Below are 26,593 nucleotides of genomic sequence, written 5' to 3'. Positions count from 1 at the left end.
CTCAGCAAACCACTTGCTGAGCTTCTGTTTGGGCAGATAACCACGCCTTTTGCAAGGCGAAGCCCACGATTATGCCAGAAAAAAGGTCGTGTGCAACATGTTTCCGAAATTTTCCTGCTTCAACGCCAGAGTTTTGGCGTTGGACCGCCAGGCTGCGCCTTGCAGAATACTCAGGCTTCAGTTTTGAGCCCACGACCGTGAGCGTGCCACGGCTTCTCGCCAACGCTGCGTATGGGCCCTTATTTGAGATTCCTGCCATTGCGGCAAGAAACGCCTCTCCTCTTGCCATTGCGCCGACAGTTCGTCTGCTCCCGACCAATAGCCTGTGGCCAGCCCCGCCAGATAGGCCGCCCCAAGTGCTGTGGTTTCACTGATTCGGCTGCGCACCACTGGCACGCCCAGCACATTCGCCTGAATTTGCATCAGCAAGTCGTTTTTACTGGCACCGCCATCCACCCTCAGCTCGGTCAGCGCCAATCCGCTGTCAGCACTCATGGCAAGAAAGACATCGGCCGTCTGCAAGGCAATGGCCTCTAAAGCGGCCCGGGCAATATGGGCCCGGCCCGTGCCACGCGTCATGCCCACCAAGGCGCCTCGGGCCTGGCCATCCCAATCGGGCGCGCCCAATCCGACAAAAGCGGGGACCAAAAAGACATCTCCCGTGTCAGGCACGCTGGCTGCCAGGGCTTCAACTTGGGCCGCGCTGTCGATGATCTGCAATCCGTCGCGCAACCACTGAACCGTGGCCCCAGCCATGAACACCGAACCTTCTAATGCATAGGCCAAGGGCTTTTGCGCAGTGCTTGGACCTTGCCAGGCCACGGTGCTGAGCAGTTGGTTTTGGCTTGCCACAGGCTGATCACCCGTGTTCATCAGCATGAAGCAGCCCGTGCCATAGGTATTTTTGGCCATGCCGGGTGCAAAGCAGGCCTGACCGAACAGGGCCGCTTGCTGGTCTCCCGCCCAGCCTGCAATCGGCACACTGGCCCCCAACCACTGGGCATCGGTCATGCCCACTTGGCCGCACGAGGGCAATATCTGTGGCAACACAGCGTGCGGAATGTTCAGCAGCGCCAGCATGTCATCGTCCCAGGTGCCGGTTTTCAGATTGAAAAGCAGCGTACGAGAGGCATTGCTGGGTTCTGTGGCGTGCACCCGTCCGCCCGTCAACTGCCACAGCAACCAGCTGTCAACGGTGCCGAAGGCCAACTCGCCCCGCTCGCCCCGCAATCGGGCCCCCGGAATATGGTCCAGCAACCACGCCAGCTTGGTGCCCGAAAAATATGAATCCAGCACCAAGCCGGTTTTGGCAGCGATACCCGGGGCGTGGCCTGCTGCGCGCAGGGCATCGCAAAACCCGCTGGTGCGCCGGTCCTGCCAGACGATGGCCGGGGCCACTGGCTCACCCGTTTGTCGATCCCACAGCACGGTGGTTTCACGCTGGTTGGTGATGCCCAGAGCACGCACCTGGCTGGCCGTGATGCCCGCATGCACCAGCACCTCGCGCAGGACAGCCAATTGGGTTTGCCAAATTTCTTTGGCATCGTGCTCAACCCACCCCGGTTGCGGGAAATGCTGGGTGAATTCGCGCTGTGCCATGGCCACCACCCGGCCACCATGGTCGAACACCACGGCCCGTGAGCTGGTGGTGCCTTGGTCAATTGAAAGCATGTAATCCATGCGCACAAGATTAGCGCAAAGCGGCTCGGACAAACAGCGACAATTCCCCGATTGACCTTTCAACCAAGACACCTGAGAGACTGACACCATGACTTCTTTTGCGCAACACATGGCCTTTATTGGCGGCGGCAACATGGCCAGCGCCATCATGGGTGGCCTGATCCGCCAAGGCATGAGACCCGATCAATTCACCGTGGTTGAACCCTTTGCCGAAGCCGCCGACAAACTGCTCAAGGACTTTGGCATCACCGCACTGCGCGTCGCAGGCCCTGCCTTGGCACGGGCGGATTTGGTGGTCTGGGCGATCAAGCCGCAAATCTTTAACGAAGCCGCCGCCCCGGTCATGCCCCACACCCAAGGCGCGCTGCACCTTTCGGTAGCGGCGGGCATCCGCACTGACAGCATTTCCCGCTGGGTCGGCTCAGATCGGGTGGTGCGCTGCATGCCCAACACCCCCGCACTGGTGGGCCAGGGCATTACCGGCTTGTTTGCCTGCCCATCGGTCACTTCAACCGACCAACAATTGGTGGAGCAAGTCATTGGCACGACCGGGCAATACCTGTGGGTGCAGCAGGAATCTTTGCTGGACGCGGTGACCGCCTTGTCGGGCTCGGGCCCTGCCTATGTGTTTTTCTTCCTCGAAGCCATGACCGAAGCAGGCGTCGGCATGGGCCTGAGCGCCGCACAGGCCTATCAACTGGCGGTGGCCACGTTTTCAGGTGCCTCTTCCCTGGCGGCGGCTTCCAAGGAATCGCCAGAGGTGCTGCGCCAGCGGGTCACCTCGAAAGGCGGCACCACCTATGCAGCCATCAGCGCGATGGAAGCAGCCGGCATCAAGCCAGCTTTTGTGAGCGCCATGCAGGCAGCTGAGCAACGCGCCCGCGAATTGGGTGATGAATTTGGCAAGGCCTGAACGTGGGTCAACAATCCCTGCCAGTGGCGCTGGACATCAGGTGTAAGACAAGACCAGGCCCGCAAACACGCTTAATCCCACCCAGTGGTTCAGCCTAAAGGCCTTGAAGCATCCCTCGCGGCTGCGGTCCCTGATCAGCCACACATGCCACATCGCCTGCGCGGCCGCAGCCGCCAAGCCCGCCCAAAGCCAAGCGCCGCGTTCGGGCGCGTCCAACAGCAGCGCCCACAAGGCCAAAAAGGCCGCATAGAAGCCCGCGATGGCGGCCACATCCCATTGGCCCAGGGTGATGGCCGAAGTTTTCATGCCGATCTTCAAATCGTCATCGCGGTCCACCATCGCGTATTCGGTGTCGTAAGCCAGCACCCAAAACAAATTGCCCAAAAGCAAACCCCAAGCCAACAGGGGCACTGCGCTTTGAACCGCTGCAAAAGCCATCGGAATCCCAAAACTGAACGCCACCCCCAACACCGCCTGTGGCATGGACACAAGGCGTTTGGCGTAGGGATAAACCACGGTCACCGCCAAAGCGGCAAACGACCAAGCCACGGTTACGCGGTTGGTGCTGAGCACCAGCACAAAGGCCAGCAGCGCCAACGCCACGCCCAAACCCAGCGCCTCCTTGACGCTCAGACGCCCACTGGTCACTGGGCGTAAGGCTGTGCGTTTGACATGCTTGTCAAATTCGCGATCGGCCACATCGTTGACGCAGCACCCGGCGCTGCGCATGAGGATGGTGCCCAACGTGAACACCGCCACCAAATGCCAACCCGGAAAGCCACCAGCAGCCACCCACAAGGCGGACAAAGTCGGCCACAACAGCAGCAACCAGCCGGCAGGTCGGTTCCAGCGAATCAGGTCCAGGTACAGCTTGATTTTGGGGATCATTCACGAATTATCCGTCCCCCTGTCCGTCGATGCAGTGCCTGCGGCCTCAAGTCATCGGCCAAGCCGCAGACGGCACCAGCTGAAATCAGAAACGGCCGCCAAACTCAACCGCATACAAAGTGGGGTCTACGCTCAAACGATGTGCAAGCCACCATCCACCACCAGGGTACTGCCGGTGATGAATGAGCCCTCTGACGAGGACATCCACAAAATCGGCCAAGCGATTTCTTCAGGAGCAGCCCATCGACCCAGCAAAGAGCTGTCTTTGCGTTCCGTCTTGAGTTGCTCGATGCTTTTGCCTGATTGTTGCGCTCGGCCTACATGAAAGTCGGTCAATGTCGATCCCGGGCAAACCGCGTTAACGCGCACGCCGTGCACCGCCTCTTCACACGCCAAGGACCGGGTCAAGGCCAGTTGTGCGGCCTTGGTGGCGTCGTACAGGGCCATGCCTTTTCGGCCTTTGACGGCGTAGCAAGACGACACATTGACGATGCGACCGTGGCCAGTGCTGCGCAGGTGCGGCAAGGCGGCGTGACAGTAATTCGTGATGCCCACCAGGTTGACGCCCACAATCGCGTGCCATTCGGGCGCAGTTGCTTGGGCTGCCGCCGAGTAATTGCGCATGGCGGCGTTGTTGACCAGGATGTCCAGGCCTCCGAGTTCTTTGACACAGCGCGCCACGGCTTCCAGCGCCGGCGAGAGGTCGCTCACATCGGCCTGGACGCACAGCACACGGGCCTTGGGCATCGCTTGCACAATGGTCTGGCTTGTGCGTTCCAAGCCCTGCGCATCGGCATCCACCAAAAAGACCGAAGCGCCTTCCTGGCAAAAAATGTGCGCTGTCGCCGCGCCAATGCCCGAACCAGCGCCGGTGATCAGCGCCACTTGACCTTGCAAACGTGGCTGGCCCATGCCGCTCACTCCGCCTTGGTGCCGGTGTCTTTGATGACCTTGCCCCAACGCTTGATTTCCGAGCCAATCCAGTCGCGGAACTGGTTGGGCGTGGTGGCCACAATCTCAAACTCCATGTCCAGCAATCGCTTGGTGATCTCGGGCGAGCGGACGATTTTAACGATCTCGCGGTTGTAGCGCTCGATGATGGGCGCAGGCGTGCCGCCAGTGGTCAGAAACCCAATCCACGAGGTGGCTTCAAAGTCGGGGTAGCCCGACTCGCTGAGGGTGGGAATGTCAGGCGTGGTGGCAAAGCGCTTGAGGCCTGAGGTGGCCAGTAATTTCAGGCGGCCTTCCTTGGCAAATTGCTGCACATTGCCCGGCACAAAGAAGCCCGCCTGGATGTTGCCGGCGATCAAATCGCCGACCGCTGGTCCGGCACCCCGGTAAGGGATGTGGGTGATGTGAAATCCAGCAGCCGACTTGAACATTTCCATGGTCAGGTGCGAGGCACTGCCCAAAGCCACTGATCCATAAGAATACTTGGCTGGGTTGGCCTTGGTCTTCTCGACAAAGTCCTTCACGCTGGTGATGCCCGAAGCCGGGTTGACCACCAGATATTGCGGGGCCTTGACCATCAAGGTGATGGGGGCCAGATCTTTGACCGGGTCGTAGGGCATTTTGTCGAACAAACTGACATTGATGGCCAATGGACCGTTGTAGCCAATCAGCAAGGTGTGACCGTCGGGTGCGGCTTTGGCCACCATGTCGGCGCCAATGTTGCCACCAGCGCCGGGCTTGTTTTCCACCACAAAGGGCTGCCCGAAAACTTCTTGCAGTTTGGGGGCGATCAGCCGCGCCAGCACATCGTTGGTGCTGCCTGTGATGGGCACGATGATGCGCACGGGCTTGGTCGGCATCCATTCTTGCGCCCAAGCCGATGTGACGGCCCCCATACACAAGGTAGTGGCCAGTGCCAGGGCGCCCATTTGTCGACGGTTGAAGTTTTTCATCTTGTCTCCTGTTGTGCTTTGGATGTTTGTCAAATCGAAAAAACCGGTTCGTCCAGTCCATTGGCCAAGTGTGCCTTGGCCCAAACCATGGGGTCATCGCCTTTGGGCAACAACACGCCGGCAGGGCGTACATGTTGCTCGGAGGCATCCAACGCCGGGGGCTCAATGCCTTGCTCCAGCGCCACCGCCGCATCGTGCAGCATGCGCCGCGCCATGACAATCGCCCGGTCTGTGGGCAGCAGTTTCTCGGCCGCATGGTCCTGAATGGAACCCATACTTTCTTGCAGCGAATAGTCTTGTGCCGAAAACCCGAACACCCCGCTGTAAGCGCGTTTTTCCTGTTGGGCCTTGCGGTCCATCAGGTAGTCGTTGTCGCGATTGGCTTTGGGCACAAAACTGCCTGGGGCGTCGTATTCCACATGAATGCCTTTGCCCGCAGCCATGGCTTCGTTTTCTTCGGCGCTGAGCGGCTGCTTGGGTTGCCAATTCATGCTCCAGGCCCAGCACTCGTGGTCGTTGACCGGCACCCAAGCATGGCCACCGAGCGCGTGGTGGCCAAACGGCGGAATCATGGTGAACCAGGGGAACAACCACTGGGTGATGCGCCAATAAAAACTGTCGGGCTCGCCCATGCGACGGCCATACAAGCTCATGCCAAACGAAGTCTTTTCGATTTCAAACACCACATTGCCATCGGCCTTGATGTAGTCGAGCGCCTTGACGCCCTGGTGCATCGGGTCGGTGTCCACTTCATAACGGTGCACATAAGAGACGTGGGCCGTGTCGATACCACCCTCCATGGCCTGCAGGTAGCTGGAGTATTGCAGCCGCTTGGTCACGAACACGTGGCTGTCTGGCAAGGTGCACCACTCCAGTTCGGGCGGCTCGGGCATTTTGTCCGGTGGGCCCATGTAGGCCCAGACGATGCCGCCGCGCTCCACGCAGGGGTAGCCCTTGATGTGCATGTGCGCACAGGCTTTGGGGTTGGAGGGCACGTCCACACACTGGCCATTGCCATCAAACTTGACGCCGTGGTAGGCGCAACGGATGCCGTTTTCTTCGTTGCGGCCAAAGTACAGCGAGACACCGCGGTGCGAACAAAACTCACCGATCATGCAGGCTTGGCCATCGGTGTTGCGAAATGCCAGCAGCTTTTCGCCCAACAACTCGATGCGCACTTGCGGACCGTCGGCCAGCTCGATTTCGCTGCTGGTCAAAGCAGGCACCCAGTAGCGCCGCATCAGGTTGCCCATGCGCGTGCCGGGGCCCACACGGATCAGGGTTTCAGACATGTCCTTGTTCATGAAAAACGTCTCCTTGGCTTGAATAAGTGACTGTCACAGTCATGCTCAACTGTGCAGCGGTCCATAAAATGATAATGTTGTCCACCAGACGGACACACGATACACACGGGACACACAAGGTTTTGAAGGGTTTTGGCATGAGCACCAGCAGCGGCGATGGCGTCCGGGCCGTTGAACGGGCTTTGGACATTTTGAAAGCGTTCTCGGTGAACGAGCACGAACTGAGCGCCGCGCAATTGCTCGAGCGCGTCCCCTTGAGTCGGCCTACCTTGTACCGATTGCTGCAAACGCTGGTGCATTCAGGTTTTGTGGTGTCCTCGGGCGATCCCCAGAGGTTCAGGCTGGGACCTGCCGTCGGCCAGTTGACCCATGTGTGGTCGTCGGGCCTGAACATCTCTTCGGTGGGACAAGCCATCATGCAACGCGTGTGGGAAGCCACCCAAGAAACCGTGGCCCTTTTTGTGCCACAAGGCAACATGCGCCTGTGCGTTGCCGAGTTACCCAGCCCGCAGGCGCTGAGCTTCAAAAGGGGTGTGGGTTACCAAGAACGCATTGTTTTGGGGGCCAGTGGCCAGGTCATCCTGGCACATGCCAACACCTCGATTGAGGCGATCGAGCGTTATGCCGAAGGCCTGAACCTAGACCCGATGCGCTTGGCGCAAGAGCTGCGCCAAATCAGGAAACGGGGCTACGCCACCAGCAAAAACGCCTTGATTGAAGGGGCCGTGGCCATTGCTTCACCGTTCTTCAACAGCCATGGACAAGTGGCTGGCTCCATCGCCGTGTTTGGGCCGGGTGCCCGCCTCAAAGAAGACAAAGTGCGGCAGTTCGGTGCCGTGTTGGTCAAAGAAGCCGCCGCCCTGTCACAGGCTTTGGGCCACACCTGAGCCTGATCGCTTGACAGAAATGGCGGTCTAGGGTTGCCACTGAAGGCCACGAACCCAACCCACGCTTTGAGCGCCGGTGTTATCGCTGTCGGCCCCGATCAGCACCGCACGCACTTTGGGAACACCTGCCCCTGCGAGCAGTTCATCGGCAAACAAGTTCGCAAAGTCGGCGGCCACGTCGCGGGTTTCGATTTGCCACTGGGCCAAAGGCGCGCCCTTGCCTTGCAACGTGATGAAGCGCACGCGCTGGGTGTAGGGGTTGGCGCCGTGCAGGCCCGCAGGGTGCACGCTGTCCCACACATAGCAAAGCGTGGCGGCTGGCAGGTCTTCGCCACTCACGGTGCGGGCAATGCGCAACAAGGTGCGCTGGGCAAATGGCACGCGGTCCAGCGAATGGTCAAACATGACGCAGACCTTGAGGGCGGCGTCGTCTCCGGCTTTGGTCAAGATGTCGGCCACACCTTTGCCGCCCGCGAGCGGCTGGTCCAGCCGCCAGTGCCATTGCAGTCGGCCCGGGTTGACATTGGACAGGTCGTGCACCCAGGTGCCATACGAAGCGCGGGTGCTGACCCTCAGCGCCCGCTCGCCTTGCACCTCGGCCAATTCAAAGCGCGTGGGCGGGATGTCGGCCTTGGATTTGGGGAAGCCCACAAACCGCCATGGGCTGGCCGCGGCCCCTTCGAGTGGAACCAATGGCGAAAGGCTTTGCGCCACAGCCGACACGGCAACGAAGGCCCATCCCAGCGCCAGCAGGGTATGAGCGGGCTTCAAAAACAGTTTCATCCACGCCGCCAATCATGGTATTTCTTCACCCAGGCCAGCAACTTCTGCGGCGCATGGGCGCGTTTCCATTCACCTGCGGCGAATTTGTTGGCCTCCGACATCGTGGGGTAGGTGTGGATGGTGCCCAAGATTTTGTTCAAGCCCAGGCCGTGTTTCATGGCCAGCACGTATTCGGCCAGCAAGTCTGCCGCGTGTGCACCCACGATGGTCACACCCAAAATTTTGTCTTTGCCCGGCACCGTGAGCACCTTCACATAACCGTGTGCTTCGCTGTCCGCAATGGCGCGGTCCAGATCGTCGATGCCGTACTTTGTCACTTCATACGGGATATTCTTTTCTTTGGCTTCTTGCTCGTTCAGGCCCACCCGCGCCACCTCGGGGTCAATGAAAGTGGCCCACGGAATCACCGAGTAGTCGGCCTTGAACAGCTTCCACTCGCCAAACAGCGCGTTGACTGCCGCGTACCAAGCTTGGTGCGCAGCGGTGTGGGTGAACTGGAACGGCCCTGCCACGTCGCCAGCGGCGTAGATGTTGGGGTAAATGGTTTGCAGGTACTCGTTGGTCTGCACCGTACGGTGCGTGGGGATGCCCAAGTCTTCGAGGCCGTAACCCTGCAAACGCGCCACGCGGCCCACCGCGCACAGCAACTGGTCAAACACGATGCATTGTTCTGCGCCAGCGTGTTCAACCACCAGGGTCTTTTCGCCGTCCACCAGCTCGCAACGCAGCGCTTTATGCCCGGTGAGCACTTGTACGCCGTCGGCCTCCAATGAAGCTTTGGCGAGTTCACTCACCTCTTCGTCTTCGCGCACCATGATGCGTGCGCCCATTTCCACTTGGGTAACGTGCGAGCCCAGTCGCGCAAAGCTTTGTGCCAACTCGCAACCAATCGGCCCACCGCCCAGCACCACCAAACGCTTGGGCACTTCATCGAGCTTGGAAAATTCGTCCCATAGGGTGTCGCTGTTCACGTAGCCCACATCGTCCAAGCCAGGCAGCGGCGGCACAAAGGGGCGGGCACCGGCAGCGATCACGATGCAGCGGGCCGTCAAGCGTTGGGTTGTGCCGTCGTTCAACGCCACCTCCACCGTCCACGGGTTCACCAGTTTGCCGAAACCCTGCAACACCTCCACGCCCAAGCCGGTGTAACGCTCGATGCTGTCGTGCGGCTCGATGGCGGCAATCACGTCGTGCACGCGCTGCATCACCGCTTTGAAGCTGAAGCTCGGGGCCGCATCGCTCAGGCCGTAGTTCGACGCGTGGCGCATCTGGTGCGCGAGCTTTGCACTTTTGATCAGCGCTTTGCTCGGCACACAGCCATAGTTCAAGCAGTCGCCACCCATCTTGTGCGCCTCGATCAGCGTGACCTTGGCCTTGACGGCTGCGGCGATGTAGGCGCTGACCAAACCGCCCGCGCCGCCGCCGATGACGATCAGGTTGCGGTCAAAGGTCTTGGGGCGCTGGTCGGCCCAACGGGCGTAGACCTTGCGCTTTTGCACAGCGGCCACAATGCGGCGCGCGATCAGCGGGAAGATGCCCAGCAGCACAAAGCTGCCCAAGAGCGCAGGGCTCAAGATGCCCTTCACCGAATCGAGCTGCGCCAGCTGCGTGCCCGCGTTCACATACACCGCCGTGCCCGCCAGCATGCCGATCTGGCTGACCCAGTAATACGTCCACACCTTCATGCGGGTCAGGCCCATGAGCAGGTTGATCAAGAAGAACGGCACCACTGGGATCAAGCGCAAGGTGAAAAGGTAAAACGCGCCCTCGCGGTTCACACCCGCGTTGATGTCGGTCAGGCGCTGACCAAAGCGTGCCTCCACCCAGTCGCGCAACAAAAAGCGCGACGCTAAAAACGCCAAGGTCGCGCCCACGGTGGACGCAAAGGACACGATCAACAAACCCTGCCACAAGCCAAAAATAGCCCCACCCGCCAAGGTGATGATCACCGCCCCCGGAATGGACAGCGCTGTCGCCAGCACATAGATCAGGAAATACACCGCCGCCACCGTGAGCGGCTGCTCGGCGTGCAGCTGAGCAAAACTCGCCTGGCTGGCTTTGAGCTGGTCAAAGCTCAAGTAGCGCCCGAGCTCCAGCGCGACAAATGCACCGATGGCCAGCGCCAGCAAGAGCAACAAAACAGTTTGACGAAAGCGCATGAGATGAAAGCTCCAGGATGACCCCATGATTTAAACAGTGAACAGCTGCTGATTGATGATTCGCCGCCACAAGATGACAGGTTACAGCCTGCGTCAGGAACTGTTTCTGGCTTGAAGCCGTCTATAGCCCCACACCACCCGCATCCCCGTGGTGATCGCACACAACCCCGCAAACCCATAAGCCAACACCGCAAAGTGTTCAGGCCAGATGCACATGGCGGCGAAGACGGTGATGGTCTCGGTGGCTTCGGTCAGGCCGCCTAAGAAGTAAAAGCTTTTGCCTGGCAAGGCGGTGTCCTTCAGGCCGCGTTTTTCGGCCAGCACCGCGAAGGCCAAAAAGCTGCTGCCGGTGCCGATGAAGCTGGCCAGCAGTACGGCCGCTGGCAATGCGTTGGCGCTGGGGTTGGCCACCGCAAAAGCCAGGGGGCTGGCGGCGTAGAACACGAAGTCGAGTGCGATGTCCAGGAAGCCGCCCGCGTCGGTGGGCTGGGTCAGGCGGGCCACGCTGCCGTCCAGGCCGTCGAGCAAGCGCGAGGCCAGCAGCAGCGCCAAGCCCCACCACCACGCTTGCAGCGCAATGGCCACGGCGGCGGCCATGCCGATGGCAAAGCCCAGCCAGGTCAGCGCGTCGGCGCTGATGCCTGCGCGCACCAAGCCGCGTGCGGCGGCGGTGAGCGCGGGGCGCAAGAGGGTTTGGGCGTGGCGGTCAAACATGGGTTGGGCTTTCTTCGGTGGCGCGCAAGTGCAGCACGCGCTGCGGGTCGGCCACGTCTTGTTCGTCGTGCGTGACCAGCACCACCGGGATGCGCCGCTCGCGCACATGCGCAAACACCCACGGGCGCAGCTGGGCGCGCAAGGCGGCGTCGAGTTTGGAAAATGGCTCATCGAGCAACAGCGCTTGCGGTTCGGCCAACAATGCGCGCATGAGCGCCACCCGCGCACGCTGCCCGCCCGAGAGCGTGGACGGGTCGCGATTGCCCATGTCGATCAGCTCGGCTTCTTGCAGCGCTTGTTGCACGCGGGCTTGGCGTTGCGCGGTGCTGCCCTTGTTGCCCCTGACGTCATTGGCGGGCACAGCAAACAGCAGGTTCTCGGCCACCGTCATGTGCGGGAAGAGCAAGGCGTCTTGAAACACCAGGCCCACGCCGCGTTGGTGCGTTGGCAGATGCGCAAGTTCGCGGCCATTCAGTTGCACCGAGCCTTGCAATTGCAGGGGCTGCAGCCCTTCGGACACGCTGGCCAGCGTGCCCGCTATGGACGCGAGCACCGAGCTTTTGCCACAGCCACTCGGGCCCATGAGCGTGAGGATCTCGCCGGGCGGTACATGCAGGCGCAGGCTGCTCACCAGCGCGTGGCGTTCGCTGCCCAAGCGTTCAATGTGAACGTGAAGGCCGCCGTTCATGCCGTGATGCACGGCATCTTTTGTGGTGTCGGTCATGGTGTGGCTTTCATGGGGGCGAACTTCTCAAATCGGCGGGGCCTGCCCAGCCACGCGGCCAGCGCAAAGGCGGCGATGGGCAAGAGCATTTGCAGCGCGGCGTAGGCACTCATGAGCGAGCGTTGCGCGCCCGCAGCCAAGGTGACGGCTTCGGTGGTGACGGTGGTAAAGCGGCCCGCGCCCACATAGAGCGTGGGCAGGTATTGCGCCACGCTGACCGCAAAGCCCACGGCCCAGGCCGAGGCGATGGCGCGTTTTAGCAAAGGCCACTTCACGCGCCACAGATACACCCAGCGGCCATGGCCCAAGCTGGCCACCAGTGCGGCTTGGCGCGGTTCCACCGCCTGATATGCGGGCACCAGCGCCAGCAGCACATAGGGCAAGACCATGACCGCGTGCGCCAGGCTCAGGCCCAGCCATTGGCCTTCGAGGCGGGTGTGCAGCGCCAGGCTGTACAAGCCCACCACCCACAGCACCGATGGCAAGACCAGCGGCAACAAGAACCAGGGTTGCAGGGCCTGCTGCCAGCGGCGGGGGGCCAGCTCCAGCCAGGCCACCGACCACAGCAAACACACACTGGCCGATACCACGCCCAGGCCCAAGGTGGTCCACACGGTGTGCGCGCTGCTGGCCACTTGTTGCCAGGCGCCCAGCGTCCACAGCTCGGGCCACACTTGGGGGAAAGGCCACACGCCCGAGACACTGCCCACGGTCAGGGCGAACCAGACAGCGGCGTAGGTGCTGAGGAGGGTGGTCCACATGACATTCGACGGCAGGGGCAGCCTCCTACAAAAATGCAGAACCCATGGCGGGGTTTTCTGTGGGAGCGAGCCCCTCCGATCAGCCGCCTGACTGCGTGGGCGCTTGCCCCTGCTCGCGAATTTACGCATGGCCGCAAACGCTTGCAACACCACCACCATCAACACGCCACTCACCAACACCGTGCACGTCAACCACCCCGCCGCCGCCACGCCTTGCGATTGCGTGAGCAGGTCGGCATCGCTGAGCCATTGCCAGGCAAGCACGGCCAAGGTGGGCGGTGTGGCGGGGCCAATGATGAGCGCCATGTCGACCACCGTGAGGCCATAGGCCAGCACCGCCAGCAGCGGCCAACGCAGGCGCGGGGCCAGTTGGGGCCAGATGATTTGCGCAAAGGCTTGTGCGGGGGTGCTGCCCAAGGTTTGGGCCAGGGCGTATTCGGCTTGCCAGCGGCGGCGCAGGTCTTCGCGCTGCATCTGCGTGGCGGCCACCCACAACAAAAACGGCACTTCTTTGAGCCACAGCGCCAAGATGAGCCCCAGGCCCCACGGGTCTTGCGTGGTGAACCAGGGCGGCGGTGCGTCAAACCCGGTGAGGCCCGGCGACACCAGCCGCAGCGCCCAGCCGCTGGGCGAGAGCCACAGCACCAGCCCAATGGCCATGGCAGCGTGCGGCGTGGCCAGCAAAGCAGGCAAATGGGCCAGCCAGCGCCCCAGTTGTTGGCGGATGAAGCCGCTGGCCAGCACATGCGCCACCGTGATCCACGCCAACGCGGTCGAGGCCAAACCGGTCCACAGCGTCATGCCCCAGGCGCGCCAAGTTTGCGGGTCGGCCCACAGGGCTTGCCAAGCGGAGGCGTCCAGCATTTGCGCGCCCACCGCCAACAGCGCTGCGCCGATGGGCACGGCCGCGATCAACGCCAGCAGCAAAGCTCCAAGCACCTTCACGAAAGGCATGTCACACGCCGTAGCGGCGGGTCCATTCTTTTTCTAACGCATCGACCCACGAGGCGTGGGGCTCGGGCAAGGCTGGGGCGCTCTGGGACAGTTGCCCAGGGCGCAGGGCCGATGCAAAGCGTCCGCGGTCGGCGGCGGGCAGGCGCGTCACGTCGAGCACCGTCGGGTCGCCCCACACATCGATGTCGGCCTTGCGCGCTTGCGCGGCGGGCGAGAGCAAAAAGTTGGCCACGACTTGTGCGCCCGCTTTGCTGGGCGCGTTGTAGGGGATGGCCACAAAGTGCGTGTTGCCAATGGTGCCCTTGGCAAATTGCCAGCTTTGCACCGTGGCGCTCAAGCGTTTGGCGGCTATTTCGTTGGCCGCTTCGTTGGGGTTAAACGTGAGGGCCAGCAGCAGCTCGCCGTCGGCCATCATCTGGCGCTGCGCGGCCGAATTTTGCGGGAACTGCTTGCCGCCGCGCCACAGGTGCGGGTGCAGCGCATCCAGAAAACGCCACAGCGGTGCGGCTTGCGCCTCCAGTGCGGCGGCTGTGACGGGCTGGGCCAGCGCTTTCACATCAGGCGCGTGCTCGATCAAGGCCTGCTTGACGAAGGTGGTGCCATGGAAGTTGGGTGGGCGCGGGTAGGTGATGCGCCCCGGTTGGCTGCGGGCGAGGGCCAGCAACTCCCCCATGCTTTGCGGCACTTGGGGCAGGCGTTTGGCATCGGCAAAAAACGTGAGCTGCGCCATGCCCCAAGGCGATTCCAGCCCGTCGGTGGGCACTGAAAAATCCACCAGTGTGGTGGGCTTACCCACGGTGTCCACCCACTGAAAGTTGGGCAAAGTTGGGGCGAAGGGCGCCGACAACAAAGCATCGCGTTTCATGGCGGCAAAGTTTTCGCCATTGATCCAGACCAGGTCCACCGTACCTTCGGTGTCTTTGCGGCCTGCTTGCTTTTCGGCGCGCACACGCTTGACCACATCGGCCGCGTCGCTGATCTTGACGTGCTGCAGCTTCACACCAAAGTCGCGCTGCAACTCGCCCGCCACCCATTGCAAGTAAGCGTTGATGCGCTCGCTGCCCGCCCAAGCATTGAAGTACACGGTTTGGCCGCGAGCGGCGCGCAGGGTGTCGGGCCATGGGGTGGTCGAAGTCGTGGTGCCCTGCGCCCATGTGGGCGTGACACTGGGCACCAGCACAGCGGCTCCCAACAGCGTGAGAGATTGGCGACGATTGAACAGGTTCATGAAGTCATCCGGGTCAGTGGCCCAAAAGGCCTGATTCTCGCTGACCCGAAAACTTCACGGGGTTCACTCAGGCCACAGCCCCCGATCCATAACGGCCATGCAGCAATTGCCCGGTTCTGAAGCGCTCCAGCGCGTAGGGCGTCAAGGGCACATCGGTGGGCAGCCCCAAGGCTTGTTGGGCCAACACGCGGCCCACGACCGGGGACAGTTTGAAGCCGTGGCCTGAAAAGCCAAAGCCCACGACCAGACCCGGTACATCGGGCACGGCCCCCAGCACCGGGTTCCAGTCGGGCGTCACGTCGTACACCCCCGTCCAGGATGACGCCAGACCGGCTTCGGCAAAAGAGGGGAAACGCTCGGCCACCTGTTCGCCCACATGCATCACATCGTCCATGGACACATCTCCTTGGGTGTTGTCCGGCCCACTCAGGGCCTCGCCTGCCGTGCCTTCGCTCACCAGCATTTGTTGCCCCCCATAGCTGCGGCAATACAGCATGCCCGCTGAGCCCAGGTCTTTATAGACGGGCATGGCGGAGGTGTAGGCCTCGGGGCCTTGCAGCGCCATGACTTTATGCCGCTCGGGCGTCAAAGGCACCTGAATGCCCGTCCATTGGGCCAACTCTTGCGCCCAAATGTTTTGCGTGCTGATGACCACCGGGGCATGGAACACGCCACGGGTCGTCTCCACACCGGTCACGGTTTGCTGCGTGAGCACGAGCCGTGTCACGCATTCGCCTTCCATGAATTTCACGCCCAACCTGCGGGCGGCGCGGGCGTAGCTGCTGGCCACCAGGTAGGCATCGGCAAAACCGGCCTCGGGCTCAAAGCCAATCAGGGCCGCATCGTCAAAGCGGCAAATGGGCAGGCGCTCGCTGGCTTCTTGCGCGCTCAGGCGATGCACCTCAATGCCCTGCGCCTGTTGCGCCGCCAAAGACTGGGCCAGGGGTTCGAGCTTGGGGCCTTGTGGCGCGGCAATCAGGTAGCCACAGCGCACCAAACCGGCCGAGGCGTCCTCGTCTTGCAAATGACCCGCAAAGTCTTTGAACACCGCCCATGACTGCTGAGCCAGCACCACGTTTTCGATCACCGAATAGTGCGTGCGCAAGATCCCGCTGGACTGGGAGGTGGTGCCCGCGCCGATTTGATCGCGCTCCAGCACCAGCACACGTTTGGCGCCCATGGCGGCCAAGTTGTAGGCCACCGACGTGCCGATCACACCGGCCCCAATCACGATCGCATCCCAATGGCTCACATCCGACTCCTGTAGTTTAGGGTCAGCTTAAGGTGTGCGCCTGAAAGGGCCATCAGTTTTGCATTGGTTGATCATCAGCATCACACTTGGCGCAGCCGTCTTCAGATCTCGCTGGCCTCTTCGACGCTGAGCAAGTCGTGGGGAATTTTCAGCTCCAGCACCCATTGGCGCTGCAACTCGCGCACCGCCACCCGCACCATGGCCGCGATGTCTTGGGCCAGCGGGCCCAATTCGTCGGGGCGGTAGACGAGGTAGAAGGTTCGCTTCAAAGGCGGGTAAGCCTGCCCTTGGTGCCGCAGCGCATTCAAGTGCAGGTATTTCAGGTTCATGGCGTGGTATCGCGATTGCCACAAACACATGGGGGTGGTCAGGGCGATGCCCAGGTCTTCGCGCACCAGGCTGAGCAAGGGGTCGGTCGCGTCAAACTCAAACACGCGCTCGATGTGGGGGTCGTGTCGGTTCAGGTAGGCGTCCACCAGCGCGCCCATTTTGGAGCGGGTGCTGTAATGCATGAAGGGCCTGAGCTGGCTCAGTTGCGACAAAGACGCCAGGGGAGGGACCTGAAAACTCTGCGGCACGGCCACCAAGAACTGCTCCGAAAACAAGGCCAGGCACTCCCTTCCGGGCAAGTACTTGGGGTCGTCGGTGGTGATCAACGCGTCGAGCTGGTGGTTGTCAAACAAGTCGGCCAGCCCCGGGTTGATGCCCGAGACCAAGCGCAAGCGCTGCACACGCCCAGACAAACCACGCACCATCTGCGGGCCGATCACGGCGGCAAATGAATCGACGCAGCCCATGCGCAGCATGGCCCTTTTGCTGCGGCTGAGCGAGCGCACGGTTTGTGTCATTTGGCCCGCACGCGAAAGCAAATCTTTGGCCTGTTCATACAGCCGGTGTCCTGCGGCAGTGGGGTGTGCCGGGCGCGTGGCACGGTCCAGCAGCGACACGCCCAAGGTCTCTTCCAGTTGCCGAATGTGCTGCGACACACCCGCTTGCGATATTTCCAGCCGCTGCGCCGCCGCCGACACCGAGCCGGTTTCCACCAAGGCCACCCAGATGCCCAGCTGCTCCCACGAGGGCGGCGACACTTTGTCAGAAGCGCGTTTTTTCATGAGGCTGCGTGCAGGTTGTGAAAGGTTTCATTGGTTTTTGTGATGCTGAGCATCAATTTTTGCAAACGATGGACGGGCCTTCCAATTCCAATCCACACTGTAACGCTGTCGGCCAGTCTGCACGCCGCAAGCGTTCCCGACCCCGTCCATTGTGAACCTCTCACCCATTCCTGAAGGAAATGAACCATGAAAATCAATCGCCGTCTGGCCATCACCGTGGTGGCCTCTGCCGCTTTGCTCTCAGGTGCGGCCATCGCACAACAGCGTGTGTTTTTCGGTGTGGCCACGGGCGGCACCGGCGGCACCTATTACCCCTTGGGCGGCATGCTGGCCCAGCTGATCTCCAACAAGGCCACCGTCGACGGCAAGAAAATCACCGCCACCGCTGAAGCCGCCGGTGCCTCGGTGGGCAACGCCAAACTGCTGGGCACCAAGGACATCGAGTCGGCCTTTGTGGCCGCCGACATTCTGGACGCGGCCTACAACGGCAAAGCCCAGTTTGCCAATGCGCCCCTGAAAAACCTGCGTGCCCTGGGCGCGCTGTACCCCGAGACCGTGCAGCTGATCACCCGTGCCGATTCGGGCATCAACGGCGTCAAGGACCTCAAGGGCAAAAGCATTTCCTCGGGCGCGCCCGGCTCGGGCCAGTACCAGTTGGTGACCGATTTGCTCAAGGTGCACGGCATGGCCCGCACCGATGTGAAAGAAGACAGCTCATCTTTCACCCAAGCGGTGGACAAGATCAAAGACGGCAACTTGCACGCCACCTTGATCACGGGCGGCGTGCCCGTGGCAGCGGTGACCGACTTTGCACAAAGTCACGCCCTGAAGATCATTCCGCTGTCGGGCCCCGAAGTGGCGACCTTGCTCAAAGAGCAGCCTTACTACACCCAAGTGCAGCTGCCTGCCAACAGTTACAAGGGCCAGACTGCGGCCGTGCCCACGCTGGCGGTGATGGCCATTTGGGCCACACACGATGGCGTACCCGAGAACGTGGCCTACGAAGTGACCAAGGCGCTGTATGAAAACACGGCCATCATGGGCCAGGTGCATGTGCAGGGCAAAAACATCAACCTGAACACCGCCACCTCGGTGGCCAGCGTGCCCTTGCACCCCGGTGCCTTGCGTTACTTCAAAGAAAAAGGCATCGCCAAGTGACATGCCCCAAGCGCCTCGCCCTGGTGGCGTGGGCGCTGGTGGCCTGCGCATGGGCAGCCCCTGGGGCTGCGCCCGCTTGTGAGCTGGTACTGACCGAACACCGCAGCGGCCGTGCTTTGACCCGCTTGCCCCTGAACCCGATCCAACCCGCTGCCGATGTGGCGTTCACCCATTCGGTGCTGGGCACGCCCGTGCTGGACCGCTATGTCTGGCGGCACAGCACGCAGGGCTGGCGCGCGCACCTGGTGGAAGAGCGCTTTGAAGGCGAAGGCTACGGTCTGCCATCGGCGGCCGGGCCAGGCGAGCGCTTGCTGCGCGATGGCGCGGGCTGGCGTTTGCTGCTGGATCGGGTGGTTGAGCCTTTGGTGGTCTTGCCTTTGCCCGCCCAGTCGATGCGGCTGGTGCTATCCGACGGACGTGAAGTTTTACTGGGCCAGCTGAGCCCAAAATCAATAGAAATCCGGGCTGAAAATTGCCCTTTGCCATGATGGAAAACCCATGAGTACCAGCCAACAAGAGATCGATCGCCTGATCGAGCAGTTTGACCCCGAATCGAGTTTCCGCCGCTTGGCTGGCTGGAGTGCCAAAGTCGTGATGGTTTTGTGTGCAGGCCTGTCGGCCTGGCACTATTACACCGCCGGTTTTGGCCTTGAAAACGAAATCGCACACCGCGCCATCCACCTGGCGGTGGTGTTGGGCTTGTGCTTTTTGGTGTTCCCGCGCCAAAAACGTATGCCTGGTCACTGGGAATGGACCGTGTCAGTGGGTCTGGCGGCCTTTTACCTGTTCATGGGCTGGAGTTTGCTGGGCAAGATCACCGAGCCCATACCCGACGCCATGCGTTACACCTTCCTGGCGGTGCTGGTGGCATTGGCCGGTTTGTCCTTGCCGTTCAAGCATTTCGATGGCAGCCACACCCACATCCCATGGCGTGACTGGGTGTTTGCGGCGCTGGCTTCGGGCTTTTCGCTGTACCTGCTGGTGTTTTTTCAACACATCTACATCGATCGCCCCGGCCAGCACACGCCGCTGGACTTGATGATGGGCGTGATTGCGATTGCCATGGTGATCGAGGCCACGCGCCGCACCATGGGCATCTTCTTGCCGCTGCTGGCGATTGCGGCGATTTTTTACGGCTTGCTGGGGCCTTATCTGCCGGGCGGTTTGTCGCACCGGGGTTACAGCCTGTCGCGCATCGTGGCCCATTTGTACAAAGGCACGGAAGGCATTTACGGCATCCCGGTCGGTGTGGTCGCCACCTTTGTTTTCCACTTTGTGTTGTTCGGCATCATGGCCCAACTGACCGGGTTGGGGCAGTTGTTTGTGAATCTGGCCACCATTGCGGCGGGGCGTTTTTCCGGTGGTCCGGCCAAGGTCAGCGTGGTGTCTTCGGGCCTGTTCGGCATGATTTCTGGCTCGGCCATTGCCAACACCGTGACCACTGGCGTCATGACCATTCCGATGATGAAAAAAGTCGGCTTCTCGCCGCGCTTTGCGGGGGCAGTCGAAGCCTCTGCTTCTTGCGGGGGTCAGATCACCCCGCCCATCATGGGGGCTGCGGCTTTCATCATGGCCGAGACCTTGGGCATTCCGTACAACACCTTGATTTTAGTTGCGATTGTTCCGGCCCTGCTGCATTACTTTGCCATCTTGTTCATGGTGCACCTGGAAGCCAAGCGATTGAAGCTCCAGGGCATGGACCCCAAAGAGATTCCGTCCTTGAGTTGGGTGATCAAAAGTTCATGGCACCTGTTCATTCCGCTGGTGGTCATGGTCACGCTGCTGTTGATGCAGTTCACGCCATTCCTCGCCGCCTTTTGGGGCATCACCCTGACTGTGGCCTGCTCGTGGATTCCCCGCTTGATCGGGCCCTTGGGCAAAAACATGACGGGCATGGCGGTGGGGCCACAAGCGCTGGTGCAGGGCTTCGAGATGGGTGCCAAAGCGGCGTTGGGTATTGGCGCAGCGTGTGCCTGCGTCGGCTTTGTCCTGGGCATCACCACGCTGACGGGCATGGGTTTCAAGTTCTCGGCCTGGGTGATCGATGTCTCGGGCCTGGCCGCCCAAATGTTCATGGTGGTGGATGTGTTCAACTGGTTTGAGCTCAAACAGGTCACCATTTTCTTTGGCCTGATGTTCACCGCAGCCGCTTGCATCATCATGGGCTCGGGTGTGCCCACCACGCCCACTTACATCATCTTGGCTTCTATCGTTGCCCCGGCGCTGGCAGGACTGGGGGTGCCGCAACTGGCGACCCACTTCTTTGTCTTTTATTACGGCGTTTTGGCCGATGTGACACCGCCTGTGGCTCTGGCCGCCTTTGCAGCCGCCGGCATTGCCCGCAGCGAACCCATGCGCACCGGCATGACGGCTTTCAGACTGTCCATGGGCAAGGTGCTGGTGCCCTTTGCTTTTGTCTACACGCCCGCTTTGTTGTTCATTGACTTCACCTGGTTCTCTTTCTTGCTGGCCACTGTTTGCGCGGTCGTGGCGGTGATGGGGCTGGGTGCAGCCTACACAGGCTTTGTGGCCCGGCCCATCCGAAAGCTGTCATTCTTTTTGTTGAATGCCATGTCCATCTCCCTGGTGTTTGCCAATCCTGTGGTCGCAGCCGTGGCCATTCCGGGTGTGCTGCTGATCTTGCTGTGGCACAGCCGCCCCTTGCCGAACACCGCCTGAGCCCATGCCCATCCATTTGTTTGAACGCGCCCAACTGCACGCCAGCCCCTGGAAAAACGGCGGCGGCGTGACGCGTGAAATCGCGTGCCACCCGCCACAAGCGGGCATGCAGAATTTCGACTGGCGCATCAGCATTGCGCACATTGCCCGCGACGGTGATTTTTCAGTGTTCGCGGGTGTGGACCGGGTCATCACGCTGCTCGAAGGTGGTGGTGTGCAGTTGAGCAGCGCGGATGGCAGCGCAGATGACAGTGTGTTGCATGCGCTGGACACGCCTTTGCAGCCCTTTGCCTTTTCAGGCGATGCAGCAGTGCATGGGCGTTTGCTGAACGGGGACTGCCACGACTTCAATGTCATGACCCGCCGTGGTGTGTGTCAGGCCGAGGTGCGCGTGTTGCGTCGTCGAGAGACTTTGCTGCCCGCACCGGCTGGTTTGCTGATGGCCATTCAGGGTGCATGGCAAATGCAGACCCCTGACACCGACAAGGCAGAGGTCCAGCCACACGCCATTGCACCGCAAACAGGGCTTTGGTGGCAGGGCATCACTCAGGGCTGGTCATGCCGATGCGTCGACTCAGACCCGGATGCGGCTTTACTGGCCGTCCGCTTCACGCCCAGCCCACACTGAACCACCATGCCGATGCATCACCAGCTGTTTGCCGAACACGCCTTGCTGCCAGACGGCTGGGCCCGAGATGTCTTGCTGCAATGGAATGCCCAAGGCCAATGGCAAGCCATCCAGGCAGGACTGTCTCCCACCCCCCTGGTGCCACGCGCCTCAGGGCCGGTGCTGCCGGGCATGCCCAATTTGCATTCACATGCTTTTCAACGGGCCATGGCCGGTTTGACCGAATACCGCAGCCACACGCAAGACAGCTTTTGGAGCTGGCGCACGCTGATGTACCAATTTGCGGCCCAGCTGGGACCCGCACAACTGGAGGCCATTGCCACGGGTCTTTACGTCGAGATGCTGGAGGCGGGCGTGACCAGCGTCTGTGAATTCCATTACCTGCACCACGACCCCCATGGCCACGCTTATGCCGACCCGGCCGAGATGTCGCTCAGCCTGCTGCGCGCCGCCCAGCGCACCGGCATCGGCATGACGCTGCTGCCCGTGCTCTACCAAAACAGCGGCTTTGGGGGGAGCGCGCCCACTGCGGGACAAAACCGATTCATCCACAGCACCGAGGCCATGCTGCGCTTGCTTGAACGCCTGCGGCCCGCTTGTGATGCCCAATCGGCCCGGCTGGGGCTTGCACCGCACTCCTTGCGGGCGGTGACGCCCGAAAGCCTGCGGGAGGTGCTCACGGGGCTGAAGGCGCTGGACGCCAGCGCGCCCATCCACATCCACATCGCGGAACAAACGGCCGAGGTCGATGCTTGTGTAGCCTGGTCAGGACAGCGCCCAGTGGCTTGGCTGCTGGACCATGCGCCAGTAGATACACGCTGGTGCCTGGTGCACGCCACGCACATGGACGCACACGAATACCAGCGCGCTGCGGCCTCGGGGGCGGTGGCGGGGCTGTGTCCCACCACCGAGGCGAATCTGGGTGACGGCATTTTTGAATTCAAGACCTGGCACAACCAGCAAGGTGCCTGGGGCATCGGCTCGGACAGCCACATCGCGGTGAACCCGGCCGAAGACCTGATGCTGCTCGAATACAGCCAGCGCCTGTCTTTGCGGCAACGCAACGTGGCGGCCAACGAGCGCCAACCGGACGTGGCCCAAGCCCTGTGGCAAGGGGCTGTGGCCGGAGGTGCGCAGGCCGCGGCTCGCCCAGTGGCCGGGCTCGCCGTGGGGCAGCAGGCCGACTTCATCGTGCTCGATGCCCAGCACCCGGCCTTGGCCGGCTTGTCGCCCGACCAGATGCTGGCCAGCCATGTGTTTGCCAGCAGCCGCCAAAGCGCCGTGGCACAGGTCTGTTCTGGCGGTCAGTGGGTGGTGCAACATGGCCGACACGCCTTGCACGACGAGGCCATGGCGGGCCTGGTGCAAGCACGCCGCGACCTGCTGCAAGCCTGATGGCGGCTTGTTAGACCTCGCGCGCCAGCGGCAAATTGAGCAATAAATTTTGCGGTTTGAGCTTGAGCAAGCCCTGCTCGTTCATGGCCAAGCCCAGATAGACGGGCTTGCCCTGCACATCTGCGCGCATGTCTTGCGGATTGTCAAAGCGCAGTTTGAACAGGCTGATGAGTTGCTGTTGGCGCTTGGCGTCCAGCTCGGTGCCTTGGTACAGGTCGTTGAGCAAGGCGGTAGCAGTGGCGTCCAGGCCCACATGCCAGCGCCAAGCGGGGTCGTCGACTTTTTGCACCGGCTCGATTTGCACCGATACGCCGAAAAAGTGTTGCACCCATCGGGTCAGCACGGCGGCCAATGCCTTGAGGCCCGAGCGGGCGTTGACCATTTTCAAAATCAAGCCGTGCGGTAATTCGTTCTGGATTTCGTGGGTCATGTCGAGCAAGAAGCCATAGCGCCCCAGGCCTTCAAGCTGCAACAGGTAACGGTCTTCGTTGTCCTTGTGCAGCACTTTCACATCGACCGCTTTGAGCGGCGCACCGCCCTCCATCAGCAAGCGGCCCATCTCGCCCAAGCCGCCGGTGGCTTGCAAGTTATCGAGCGTGTCGCTGTCACCCGACAGCACACGGCCATCGCGCACGGTGATGCGCTGACGTCTGAACAGCAGTTCTGCCGCACGCCAAATCCAGGCATCGTCCACGCCGGTCAAGACATTGCACACGATGGCCTGCACCACCAGGTCGATGAACAAGGGCGGCAGCTGGTTGTTACCGCTCTGGATCCAGCCCATGTAGGCCGCTTCGAGTGAGCCTGCGGCCTCTAATTCATCGCGAAAACGCAGAAACAACTTGTAATTTTCACGGACATCATCGTCCTTGAAATATTTGTAGTCTGCAGGGGTGACCTGCATATTGGGCGTCTCGGTCAGGACGGCATGCAAACGCTTTTCGGCCTTGCACGATTCAGGCACCAGCGCCAGCTCGGGGCGCTGCAGCCACAGCCGCCAATAGTCGGGGCTCGCCACCAGCCAACCCCGCTCATTGCGCGTCAGGTGTTGGTGGCCGCAGGCGGTCCAGAAATTTTGCATCGCTTACCTTTTGTTGAGGGAACCGGCCCGATGAAGTTTGAATGGCCCATTTTTTGTCGGCAATGCGGCTATTGTTATCTTTGTAGGAGGCCACCCTGTGGGCGATGGTTTTCATGGCGTGTTCCACGCCCATCGCCCACAGGGGTGGGTTCCTACAAAAAAGCCGTCCTTTGAATGGCGAATGGGCGCTGGCCGAGGGCTCAGGCCCAAACCACCCGGTTGGAGAGCTCGTTTGGATTCGCCTCACCGGGCTGCAGCGGGAAATGCTGGACCAGCAGCGCCGAGACTTCTTGCAGGGCCTGCGTGAGACCGCTGTCGAAGTCGCCGATTTGCAAGTGCTCACCCAAATGCTGCACCACCGCTTGCCAATGCGCATCGGGCACGTGGCGGCTGATGCCCCGGTCGGCCACGATTTCGACGTGGCGCTCGGCCAGCAGCATATAGATGAGCACGCCATTGTTGTGCTCGGTGTCCCACACGCGCAACTTGCCAAACCAAGACAGTGCGCGCTCACGTATCACCGCTGGCAAGGGTGTTTCGCGCCCCGCCCGCCACAGATAGCTGTTGGGCAAGGCCGCTTCGACGCACAGCACGATTTCGCCGCTGTGCCTCGCCTCGCTGGCGCTCACCCGGGCCTGCAGTTGCTCGGCCATGGCTGGGGGCACTGCCCGCTCGGCGGCACGCTCGTGCATCCAGCGGTGTCGCCACCAACGTGCCCCTTGGGTCATCAGCGATTCGCGCATGTCACCATCTCCCGGAGGCACCGCCGCCCCCAAAATCACCACCGCCGCCCGACGAAAACCCACCGCCACCGGACCCACCCCAAGAGCCGGATGAGCCGCGACCACCGCCGCCCCAACCGGAAAAATCACCGCCACGGCCGCCTTGGCTGCGCCTACCCAGCGCACTGGGCCAGGCCTGCATGAACAGCGCCGACATCAGGCCCAGCATAGCGGCGATACCCCCTAGCCAGAGCAAGCCGGTCATGCCCCAAACCACAACACCGACCACGCCCCCGCTGGCCAATGCACCCCAGCGCTGCCCCAGCACCCGGCGCAGCACGCCCGCCACGACCGGCAAAGCCACCAGCAACAAAACAGCCACATTCAGCCAATCGACTTCGACACCCCCAGGGGGTTTGCCCCCTTGTGCGCCTGCTTTGGGCAGCGGCAAGGCCTCGCCCTCGATGCGGGCTTGCAGGTGGCTGAGGCCGGCACGCAGGCCCCCTGCCACATCGCCCTGTCGAAATGCGGGCGTGATCACCTGGTCAATGATGCGTTGGGCGGCCAAGTCGGGCACCGCGCCTTCCAGCGACTTGGCCGGCGCGATGCGCAAACGGCGATCGTTCAAGGCCACCACCAGCAGCACGCCATCGCCCACCTCGCGCCGACCGATCTTCCAGGCATCGCCCAGGCGTTGGGTGAAATCGGCGATGTCCTCGGGCGCGGTGCTGGGCAGCACCAGCACCACGATCTGGGTGCCACGCTGTTGCTCAAAGCTCTGGAGTTGCTGCTCAAGAGCCGCCACATCGCCAGGGGCCAAGGTGCCGGTCTGGTCCATCACCCGAGCGGTGAGGGGCGGCACGGGCACCAGCGCTTGGGCCCATGCAGGCGACAGGGTCAAGATGACCCAAGCCATCGCGCTCAAAAGTAGCCGCGTCATATTTTCGTCCACGATATTCCCGAAAAATCGGCCGATGGGCCAAGTCTTGGGCATGTGGGTGTGCATCACTTGCCGAATTCCACCTTGGGCGGCGCGCTGATGGCCGCTTCGTTGGCCACGGTGAAGTTGGGCTTGGGCGCGTAGCCAAACACCATGGCCGTCAAGTTGCTCGGGAAGCTGCGGGCCAAGACGTTGTAATCCTTCACGGCAGCGATGTAGCGGTTGCGCGCCACCGTGATGCGGTTTTCGGTGCCTTCGAGCTGCACACGCAAATCGGCAAAGCCCTGGTTGGCCTTGAGGTTGGGATATTGCTCGGAAACCACCATCAGGCGCGACAGGGCGCTGGAGAGTTGACCCTGCATGGCCTGGAACTGTTGCAGCGCCTGTGGGTTGGTCAGCACCTCGGGGGTGATCTGAAAGCTCGTGGCCTTGGCGCGGGCCTCGATCACCTTGGTCAAGGTTTCCTGCTCAAAATTGGCCTCGCCCTTGACGGTGGCCACGATGTTGGGCACCAGATCAGCGCGGCGCTGGTACTGGTTGAGCACTTCGGACCACGCAGAAGTGGTCTGCTCATCCAAGCGCTGGAAGTCGTTGTAGCCGCAGCCGGTCAGGCTCAGCGCCAAGGTCGCTGTGGCCATCCAGGCACTGGCGCGCATCGCAATACGGTTCATCGCTTATTTCTCCCAAACTGTGTAACAAACGAAAAGCTTACCCCATGTGATCGCGT

General features: G+C 61.8%; 25 protein-coding genes. 7 read left to right on the top strand and 18 right to left on the bottom strand.

Annotation, left to right across the window (positions count from 1 at the left end):
* Positions 1 to 177: 177 nt before the first annotated feature.
* Positions 178 to 1,680, bottom strand: coding sequence for a glycerol kinase GlpK (gene glpK / locus B9Z49_RS16145; protein WP_233254663.1), 1,503 nt, complete (start codon positions 1,678 to 1,680; stop codon positions 178 to 180).
* Between the two features lie 88 nt (positions 1,681 to 1,768).
* On the opposite strand from glpK, the gene proC reads away from it, so the two are divergent.
* The gene (proC, locus tag B9Z49_RS16140; RefSeq protein ID WP_108354457.1) at positions 1,769 to 2,593 is read left to right on the top strand and encodes a pyrroline-5-carboxylate reductase; all 825 of its coding nucleotides are present in this window, start codon (positions 1,769 to 1,771) and stop codon (positions 2,591 to 2,593) included.
* 36 nt (positions 2,594 to 2,629) lie between these two features.
* Here the strand turns inward: proC and ubiA are convergent, their stop codons facing one another.
* The 4 genes from ubiA to B9Z49_RS16120 form a co-directional block, all read right to left on the bottom strand.
* Positions 2,630 to 3,481, bottom strand: a complete 852-nt coding sequence (ubiA, locus tag B9Z49_RS16135; protein ID WP_108354456.1) for a 4-hydroxybenzoate octaprenyltransferase — start codon at positions 3,479 to 3,481, stop codon at positions 2,630 to 2,632.
* 132 nt (positions 3,482 to 3,613) lie between these two features.
* Positions 3,614 to 4,393: an SDR family NAD(P)-dependent oxidoreductase gene (locus tag B9Z49_RS16130; RefSeq protein WP_108354485.1), complete on the bottom strand. Its 780-nt coding sequence runs from the start codon at positions 4,391 to 4,393 to the stop codon at positions 3,614 to 3,616.
* Positions 4,394 to 4,398: 5 nt separating this feature from the next.
* Positions 4,399 to 5,385: a tripartite tricarboxylate transporter substrate binding protein gene (locus B9Z49_RS16125; RefSeq protein ID WP_108354455.1), complete on the bottom strand. Its 987-nt coding sequence runs from the start codon at positions 5,383 to 5,385 to the stop codon at positions 4,399 to 4,401.
* Between the two features lie 29 nt (positions 5,386 to 5,414).
* Positions 5,415 to 6,689 carry a Rieske 2Fe-2S domain-containing protein gene (locus B9Z49_RS16120; RefSeq protein WP_108354454.1) on the bottom strand — a complete coding sequence of 425 codons (1,275 nt, stop codon included), beginning with the start codon at positions 6,687 to 6,689 and terminating at the stop codon, positions 5,415 to 5,417.
* Between the two features lie 137 nt (positions 6,690 to 6,826).
* Between B9Z49_RS16120 and B9Z49_RS16115 the strand changes: the two genes are divergently transcribed.
* The gene (locus B9Z49_RS16115; protein WP_108354453.1) at positions 6,827 to 7,576 is read left to right on the top strand and encodes an IclR family transcriptional regulator; all 750 of its coding nucleotides are present in this window, start codon (positions 6,827 to 6,829) and stop codon (positions 7,574 to 7,576) included.
* A gap of 27 nt (positions 7,577 to 7,603) precedes the next feature.
* Here the strand turns inward: B9Z49_RS16115 and B9Z49_RS16110 are convergent, their stop codons facing one another.
* From B9Z49_RS16110 to B9Z49_RS16075, 8 genes are all read right to left on the bottom strand, one after another.
* Complete coding sequence (locus B9Z49_RS16110; RefSeq protein WP_108354452.1) at positions 7,604 to 8,359, bottom strand: DUF3047 domain-containing protein; 756 nt, start codon at positions 8,357 to 8,359, stop codon at positions 7,604 to 7,606.
* Entirely contained in the window at positions 8,356 to 10,518 is a 2,163-nt protein-coding gene (locus B9Z49_RS16105; RefSeq protein WP_108354451.1) for an FAD-dependent oxidoreductase, read from the bottom strand. The genes B9Z49_RS16110 and B9Z49_RS16105 overlap by 4 nt, the downstream gene beginning before the upstream one ends.
* Positions 10,519 to 10,611: 93 nt before the next feature.
* Positions 10,612 to 11,232, bottom strand: coding sequence for a CDP-alcohol phosphatidyltransferase family protein (locus tag B9Z49_RS16100; RefSeq protein ID WP_108354450.1), 621 nt, complete (start codon positions 11,230 to 11,232; stop codon positions 10,612 to 10,614).
* Positions 11,225 to 11,956 (bottom strand): ATP-binding cassette domain-containing protein, encoded by a 732-nt coding sequence (locus tag B9Z49_RS16095; protein ID WP_233254662.1) that lies wholly within the window; start codon positions 11,954 to 11,956, stop codon positions 11,225 to 11,227. The genes B9Z49_RS16100 and B9Z49_RS16095 overlap by 8 nt, the downstream gene beginning before the upstream one ends.
* Positions 11,953 to 13,671: an ABC transporter permease gene (locus B9Z49_RS16090; RefSeq protein WP_233254661.1), complete on the bottom strand. Its 1,719-nt coding sequence runs from the start codon at positions 13,669 to 13,671 to the stop codon at positions 11,953 to 11,955. Before B9Z49_RS16090 ends, B9Z49_RS16095 begins: the two co-directional genes overlap by 4 nt.
* Position 13,672: 1 nt before the next feature.
* A complete protein-coding gene (locus B9Z49_RS16085) occupies positions 13,673 to 14,899 on the bottom strand; it encodes an ABC transporter substrate-binding protein (protein ID WP_108354449.1) in 1,227 nt (408 codons plus the stop codon).
* A gap of 67 nt (positions 14,900 to 14,966) precedes the next feature.
* Positions 14,967 to 16,151: an FAD-binding oxidoreductase gene (locus B9Z49_RS16080; RefSeq protein WP_108354448.1), complete on the bottom strand. Its 1,185-nt coding sequence runs from the start codon at positions 16,149 to 16,151 to the stop codon at positions 14,967 to 14,969.
* A gap of 101 nt (positions 16,152 to 16,252) precedes the next feature.
* On the bottom strand, positions 16,253 to 17,263 hold the full coding sequence (locus B9Z49_RS16075; protein ID WP_108354447.1) for a LysR family transcriptional regulator: 1,011 nt from the start codon (positions 17,261 to 17,263) through the stop codon (positions 16,253 to 16,255).
* 186 nt (positions 17,264 to 17,449) lie between these two features.
* Here B9Z49_RS16075 and B9Z49_RS16070 point away from each other — a divergent pair, with 186 nt between their 5' ends.
* Genes B9Z49_RS16070 through B9Z49_RS16050 form a run of 5 tightly spaced genes read left to right on the top strand, consistent with a single transcriptional unit; the run spans position 17,450 to position 23,123 of the window.
* Entirely contained in the window at positions 17,450 to 18,421 is a 972-nt protein-coding gene (locus tag B9Z49_RS16070; protein WP_108354446.1) for a TAXI family TRAP transporter solute-binding subunit, read from the top strand.
* The gene (locus B9Z49_RS16065; RefSeq protein WP_108354445.1) at positions 18,418 to 18,909 is read left to right on the top strand and encodes a DUF1850 domain-containing protein; all 492 of its coding nucleotides are present in this window, start codon (positions 18,418 to 18,420) and stop codon (positions 18,907 to 18,909) included. The genes B9Z49_RS16070 and B9Z49_RS16065 overlap by 4 nt, the downstream gene beginning before the upstream one ends.
* Positions 18,910 to 18,919: 10 nt before the next feature.
* Positions 18,920 to 21,100 carry a TRAP transporter permease gene (locus B9Z49_RS16060; protein WP_108354444.1) on the top strand — a complete coding sequence of 727 codons (2,181 nt, stop codon included), beginning with the start codon at positions 18,920 to 18,922 and terminating at the stop codon, positions 21,098 to 21,100.
* 4 nt (positions 21,101 to 21,104) lie between these two features.
* On the top strand, positions 21,105 to 21,728 hold the full coding sequence (locus B9Z49_RS16055; RefSeq protein WP_108354443.1) for a HutD family protein: 624 nt from the start codon (positions 21,105 to 21,107) through the stop codon (positions 21,726 to 21,728).
* Between the two features lie 6 nt (positions 21,729 to 21,734).
* Positions 21,735 to 23,123, top strand: coding sequence for a formimidoylglutamate deiminase (locus B9Z49_RS16050; protein WP_369913690.1), 1,389 nt, complete (start codon positions 21,735 to 21,737; stop codon positions 23,121 to 23,123).
* Between the two features lie 10 nt (positions 23,124 to 23,133).
* Here B9Z49_RS16050 and B9Z49_RS16045 read toward each other — a convergent pair whose 3' ends face one another.
* The 5 genes from B9Z49_RS16045 to B9Z49_RS16030 all read right to left on the bottom strand — a co-directional run bounded on the left by B9Z49_RS16045 (position 23,134) and on the right by B9Z49_RS16030 (position 26,537).
* Complete coding sequence (locus tag B9Z49_RS16045) at positions 23,134 to 24,204, bottom strand: DUF6352 family protein (protein WP_108354442.1); 1,071 nt, start codon at positions 24,202 to 24,204, stop codon at positions 23,134 to 23,136.
* Entirely contained in the window at positions 24,155 to 24,319 is a 165-nt protein-coding gene (locus B9Z49_RS21830) for a hypothetical protein (RefSeq protein WP_158273523.1), read from the bottom strand. The genes B9Z49_RS16045 and B9Z49_RS21830 overlap by 50 nt, the downstream gene beginning before the upstream one ends.
* 85 nt (positions 24,320 to 24,404) lie before the next feature.
* Entirely contained in the window at positions 24,405 to 24,947 is a 543-nt protein-coding gene (locus B9Z49_RS16040) for a TPM domain-containing protein (protein WP_108354441.1), read from the bottom strand.
* A 1-nt stretch (position 24,948) separates the two neighbouring features.
* Positions 24,949 to 25,932 carry a YgcG family protein gene (locus tag B9Z49_RS16035; RefSeq protein WP_233254660.1) on the bottom strand — a complete coding sequence of 328 codons (984 nt, stop codon included), beginning with the start codon at positions 25,930 to 25,932 and terminating at the stop codon, positions 24,949 to 24,951.
* Positions 25,932 to 26,537 carry a LemA family protein gene (locus tag B9Z49_RS16030; RefSeq protein WP_233254659.1) on the bottom strand — a complete coding sequence of 202 codons (606 nt, stop codon included), beginning with the start codon at positions 26,535 to 26,537 and terminating at the stop codon, positions 25,932 to 25,934. The genes B9Z49_RS16035 and B9Z49_RS16030 overlap by 1 nt, the downstream gene beginning before the upstream one ends.
* Positions 26,538 to 26,593: the final 56 nt, after the last annotated feature.

The organism is Limnohabitans sp. 2KL-51, from assembly GCF_003063645.1.
Lineage (GTDB): Bacteria > Pseudomonadota > Gammaproteobacteria > Burkholderiales > Burkholderiaceae_C > Limnohabitans_A.
This window is presented reverse-complemented; position numbering and strand designations above follow the sequence as displayed.

Coding starts and splice junctions, on each gene's coding strand:
- glpK (WP_233254663.1), bottom strand. CDS start 1,680: ATGGATTACATGCTTTCAATTGACCAAGGCACCACCAGCTCACGGGCC.
- proC (WP_108354457.1), top strand. CDS start 1,769: ATGACTTCTTTTGCGCAACACATGGCCTTTATTGGCGGCGGCAACATG.
- ubiA (WP_108354456.1), bottom strand. CDS start 3,481: ATGATCCCCAAAATCAAGCTGTACCTGGACCTGATTCGCTGGAACCGA.
- B9Z49_RS16130 (WP_108354485.1), bottom strand. CDS start 4,393: ATGGGCCAGCCACGTTTGCAAGGTCAAGTGGCGCTGATCACCGGCGCT.
- B9Z49_RS16125 (WP_108354455.1), bottom strand. CDS start 5,385: ATGAAAAACTTCAACCGTCGACAAATGGGCGCCCTGGCACTGGCCACT.
- B9Z49_RS16120 (WP_108354454.1), bottom strand. CDS start 6,689: ATGAACAAGGACATGTCTGAAACCCTGATCCGTGTGGGCCCCGGCACG.
- B9Z49_RS16115 (WP_108354453.1), top strand. CDS start 6,827: ATGAGCACCAGCAGCGGCGATGGCGTCCGGGCCGTTGAACGGGCTTTG.
- B9Z49_RS16110 (WP_108354452.1), bottom strand. CDS start 8,359: ATGAAACTGTTTTTGAAGCCCGCTCATACCCTGCTGGCGCTGGGATGG.
- B9Z49_RS16105 (WP_108354451.1), bottom strand. CDS start 10,518: ATGCGCTTTCGTCAAACTGTTTTGTTGCTCTTGCTGGCGCTGGCCATC.
- B9Z49_RS16100 (WP_108354450.1), bottom strand. CDS start 11,232: ATGTTTGACCGCCACGCCCAAACCCTCTTGCGCCCCGCGCTCACCGCC.
- B9Z49_RS16095 (WP_233254662.1), bottom strand. CDS start 11,956: ATGACCGACACCACAAAAGATGCCGTGCATCACGGCATGAACGGCGGC.
- B9Z49_RS16090 (WP_233254661.1), bottom strand. CDS start 13,671: ATGCCTTTCGTGAAGGTGCTTGGAGCTTTGCTGCTGGCGTTGATCGCG.
- B9Z49_RS16085 (WP_108354449.1), bottom strand. CDS start 14,899: ATGAACCTGTTCAATCGTCGCCAATCTCTCACGCTGTTGGGAGCCGCT.
- B9Z49_RS16075 (WP_108354447.1), bottom strand. CDS start 17,263: ATGAAAAAACGCGCTTCTGACAAAGTGTCGCCGCCCTCGTGGGAGCAG.
- B9Z49_RS16070 (WP_108354446.1), top strand. CDS start 17,450: ATGAAAATCAATCGCCGTCTGGCCATCACCGTGGTGGCCTCTGCCGCT.
- B9Z49_RS16060 (WP_108354444.1), top strand. CDS start 18,920: ATGAGTACCAGCCAACAAGAGATCGATCGCCTGATCGAGCAGTTTGAC.
- B9Z49_RS16055 (WP_108354443.1), top strand. CDS start 21,105: ATGCCCATCCATTTGTTTGAACGCGCCCAACTGCACGCCAGCCCCTGG.
- B9Z49_RS16050 (WP_369913690.1), top strand. CDS start 21,735: ATGCCGATGCATCACCAGCTGTTTGCCGAACACGCCTTGCTGCCAGAC.
- B9Z49_RS16045 (WP_108354442.1), bottom strand. CDS start 24,204: ATGCAAAATTTCTGGACCGCCTGCGGCCACCAACACCTGACGCGCAAT.
- B9Z49_RS21830 (WP_158273523.1), bottom strand. CDS start 24,319: ATGAAAACCATCGCCCACAGGGTGGCCTCCTACAAAGATAACAATAGC.
- B9Z49_RS16040 (WP_108354441.1), bottom strand. CDS start 24,947: ATGCGCGAATCGCTGATGACCCAAGGGGCACGTTGGTGGCGACACCGC.
- B9Z49_RS16035 (WP_233254660.1), bottom strand. CDS start 25,932: ATGCACACCCACATGCCCAAGACTTGGCCCATCGGCCGATTTTTCGGG.
- B9Z49_RS16030 (WP_233254659.1), bottom strand. CDS start 26,537: ATGAACCGTATTGCGATGCGCGCCAGTGCCTGGATGGCCACAGCGACC.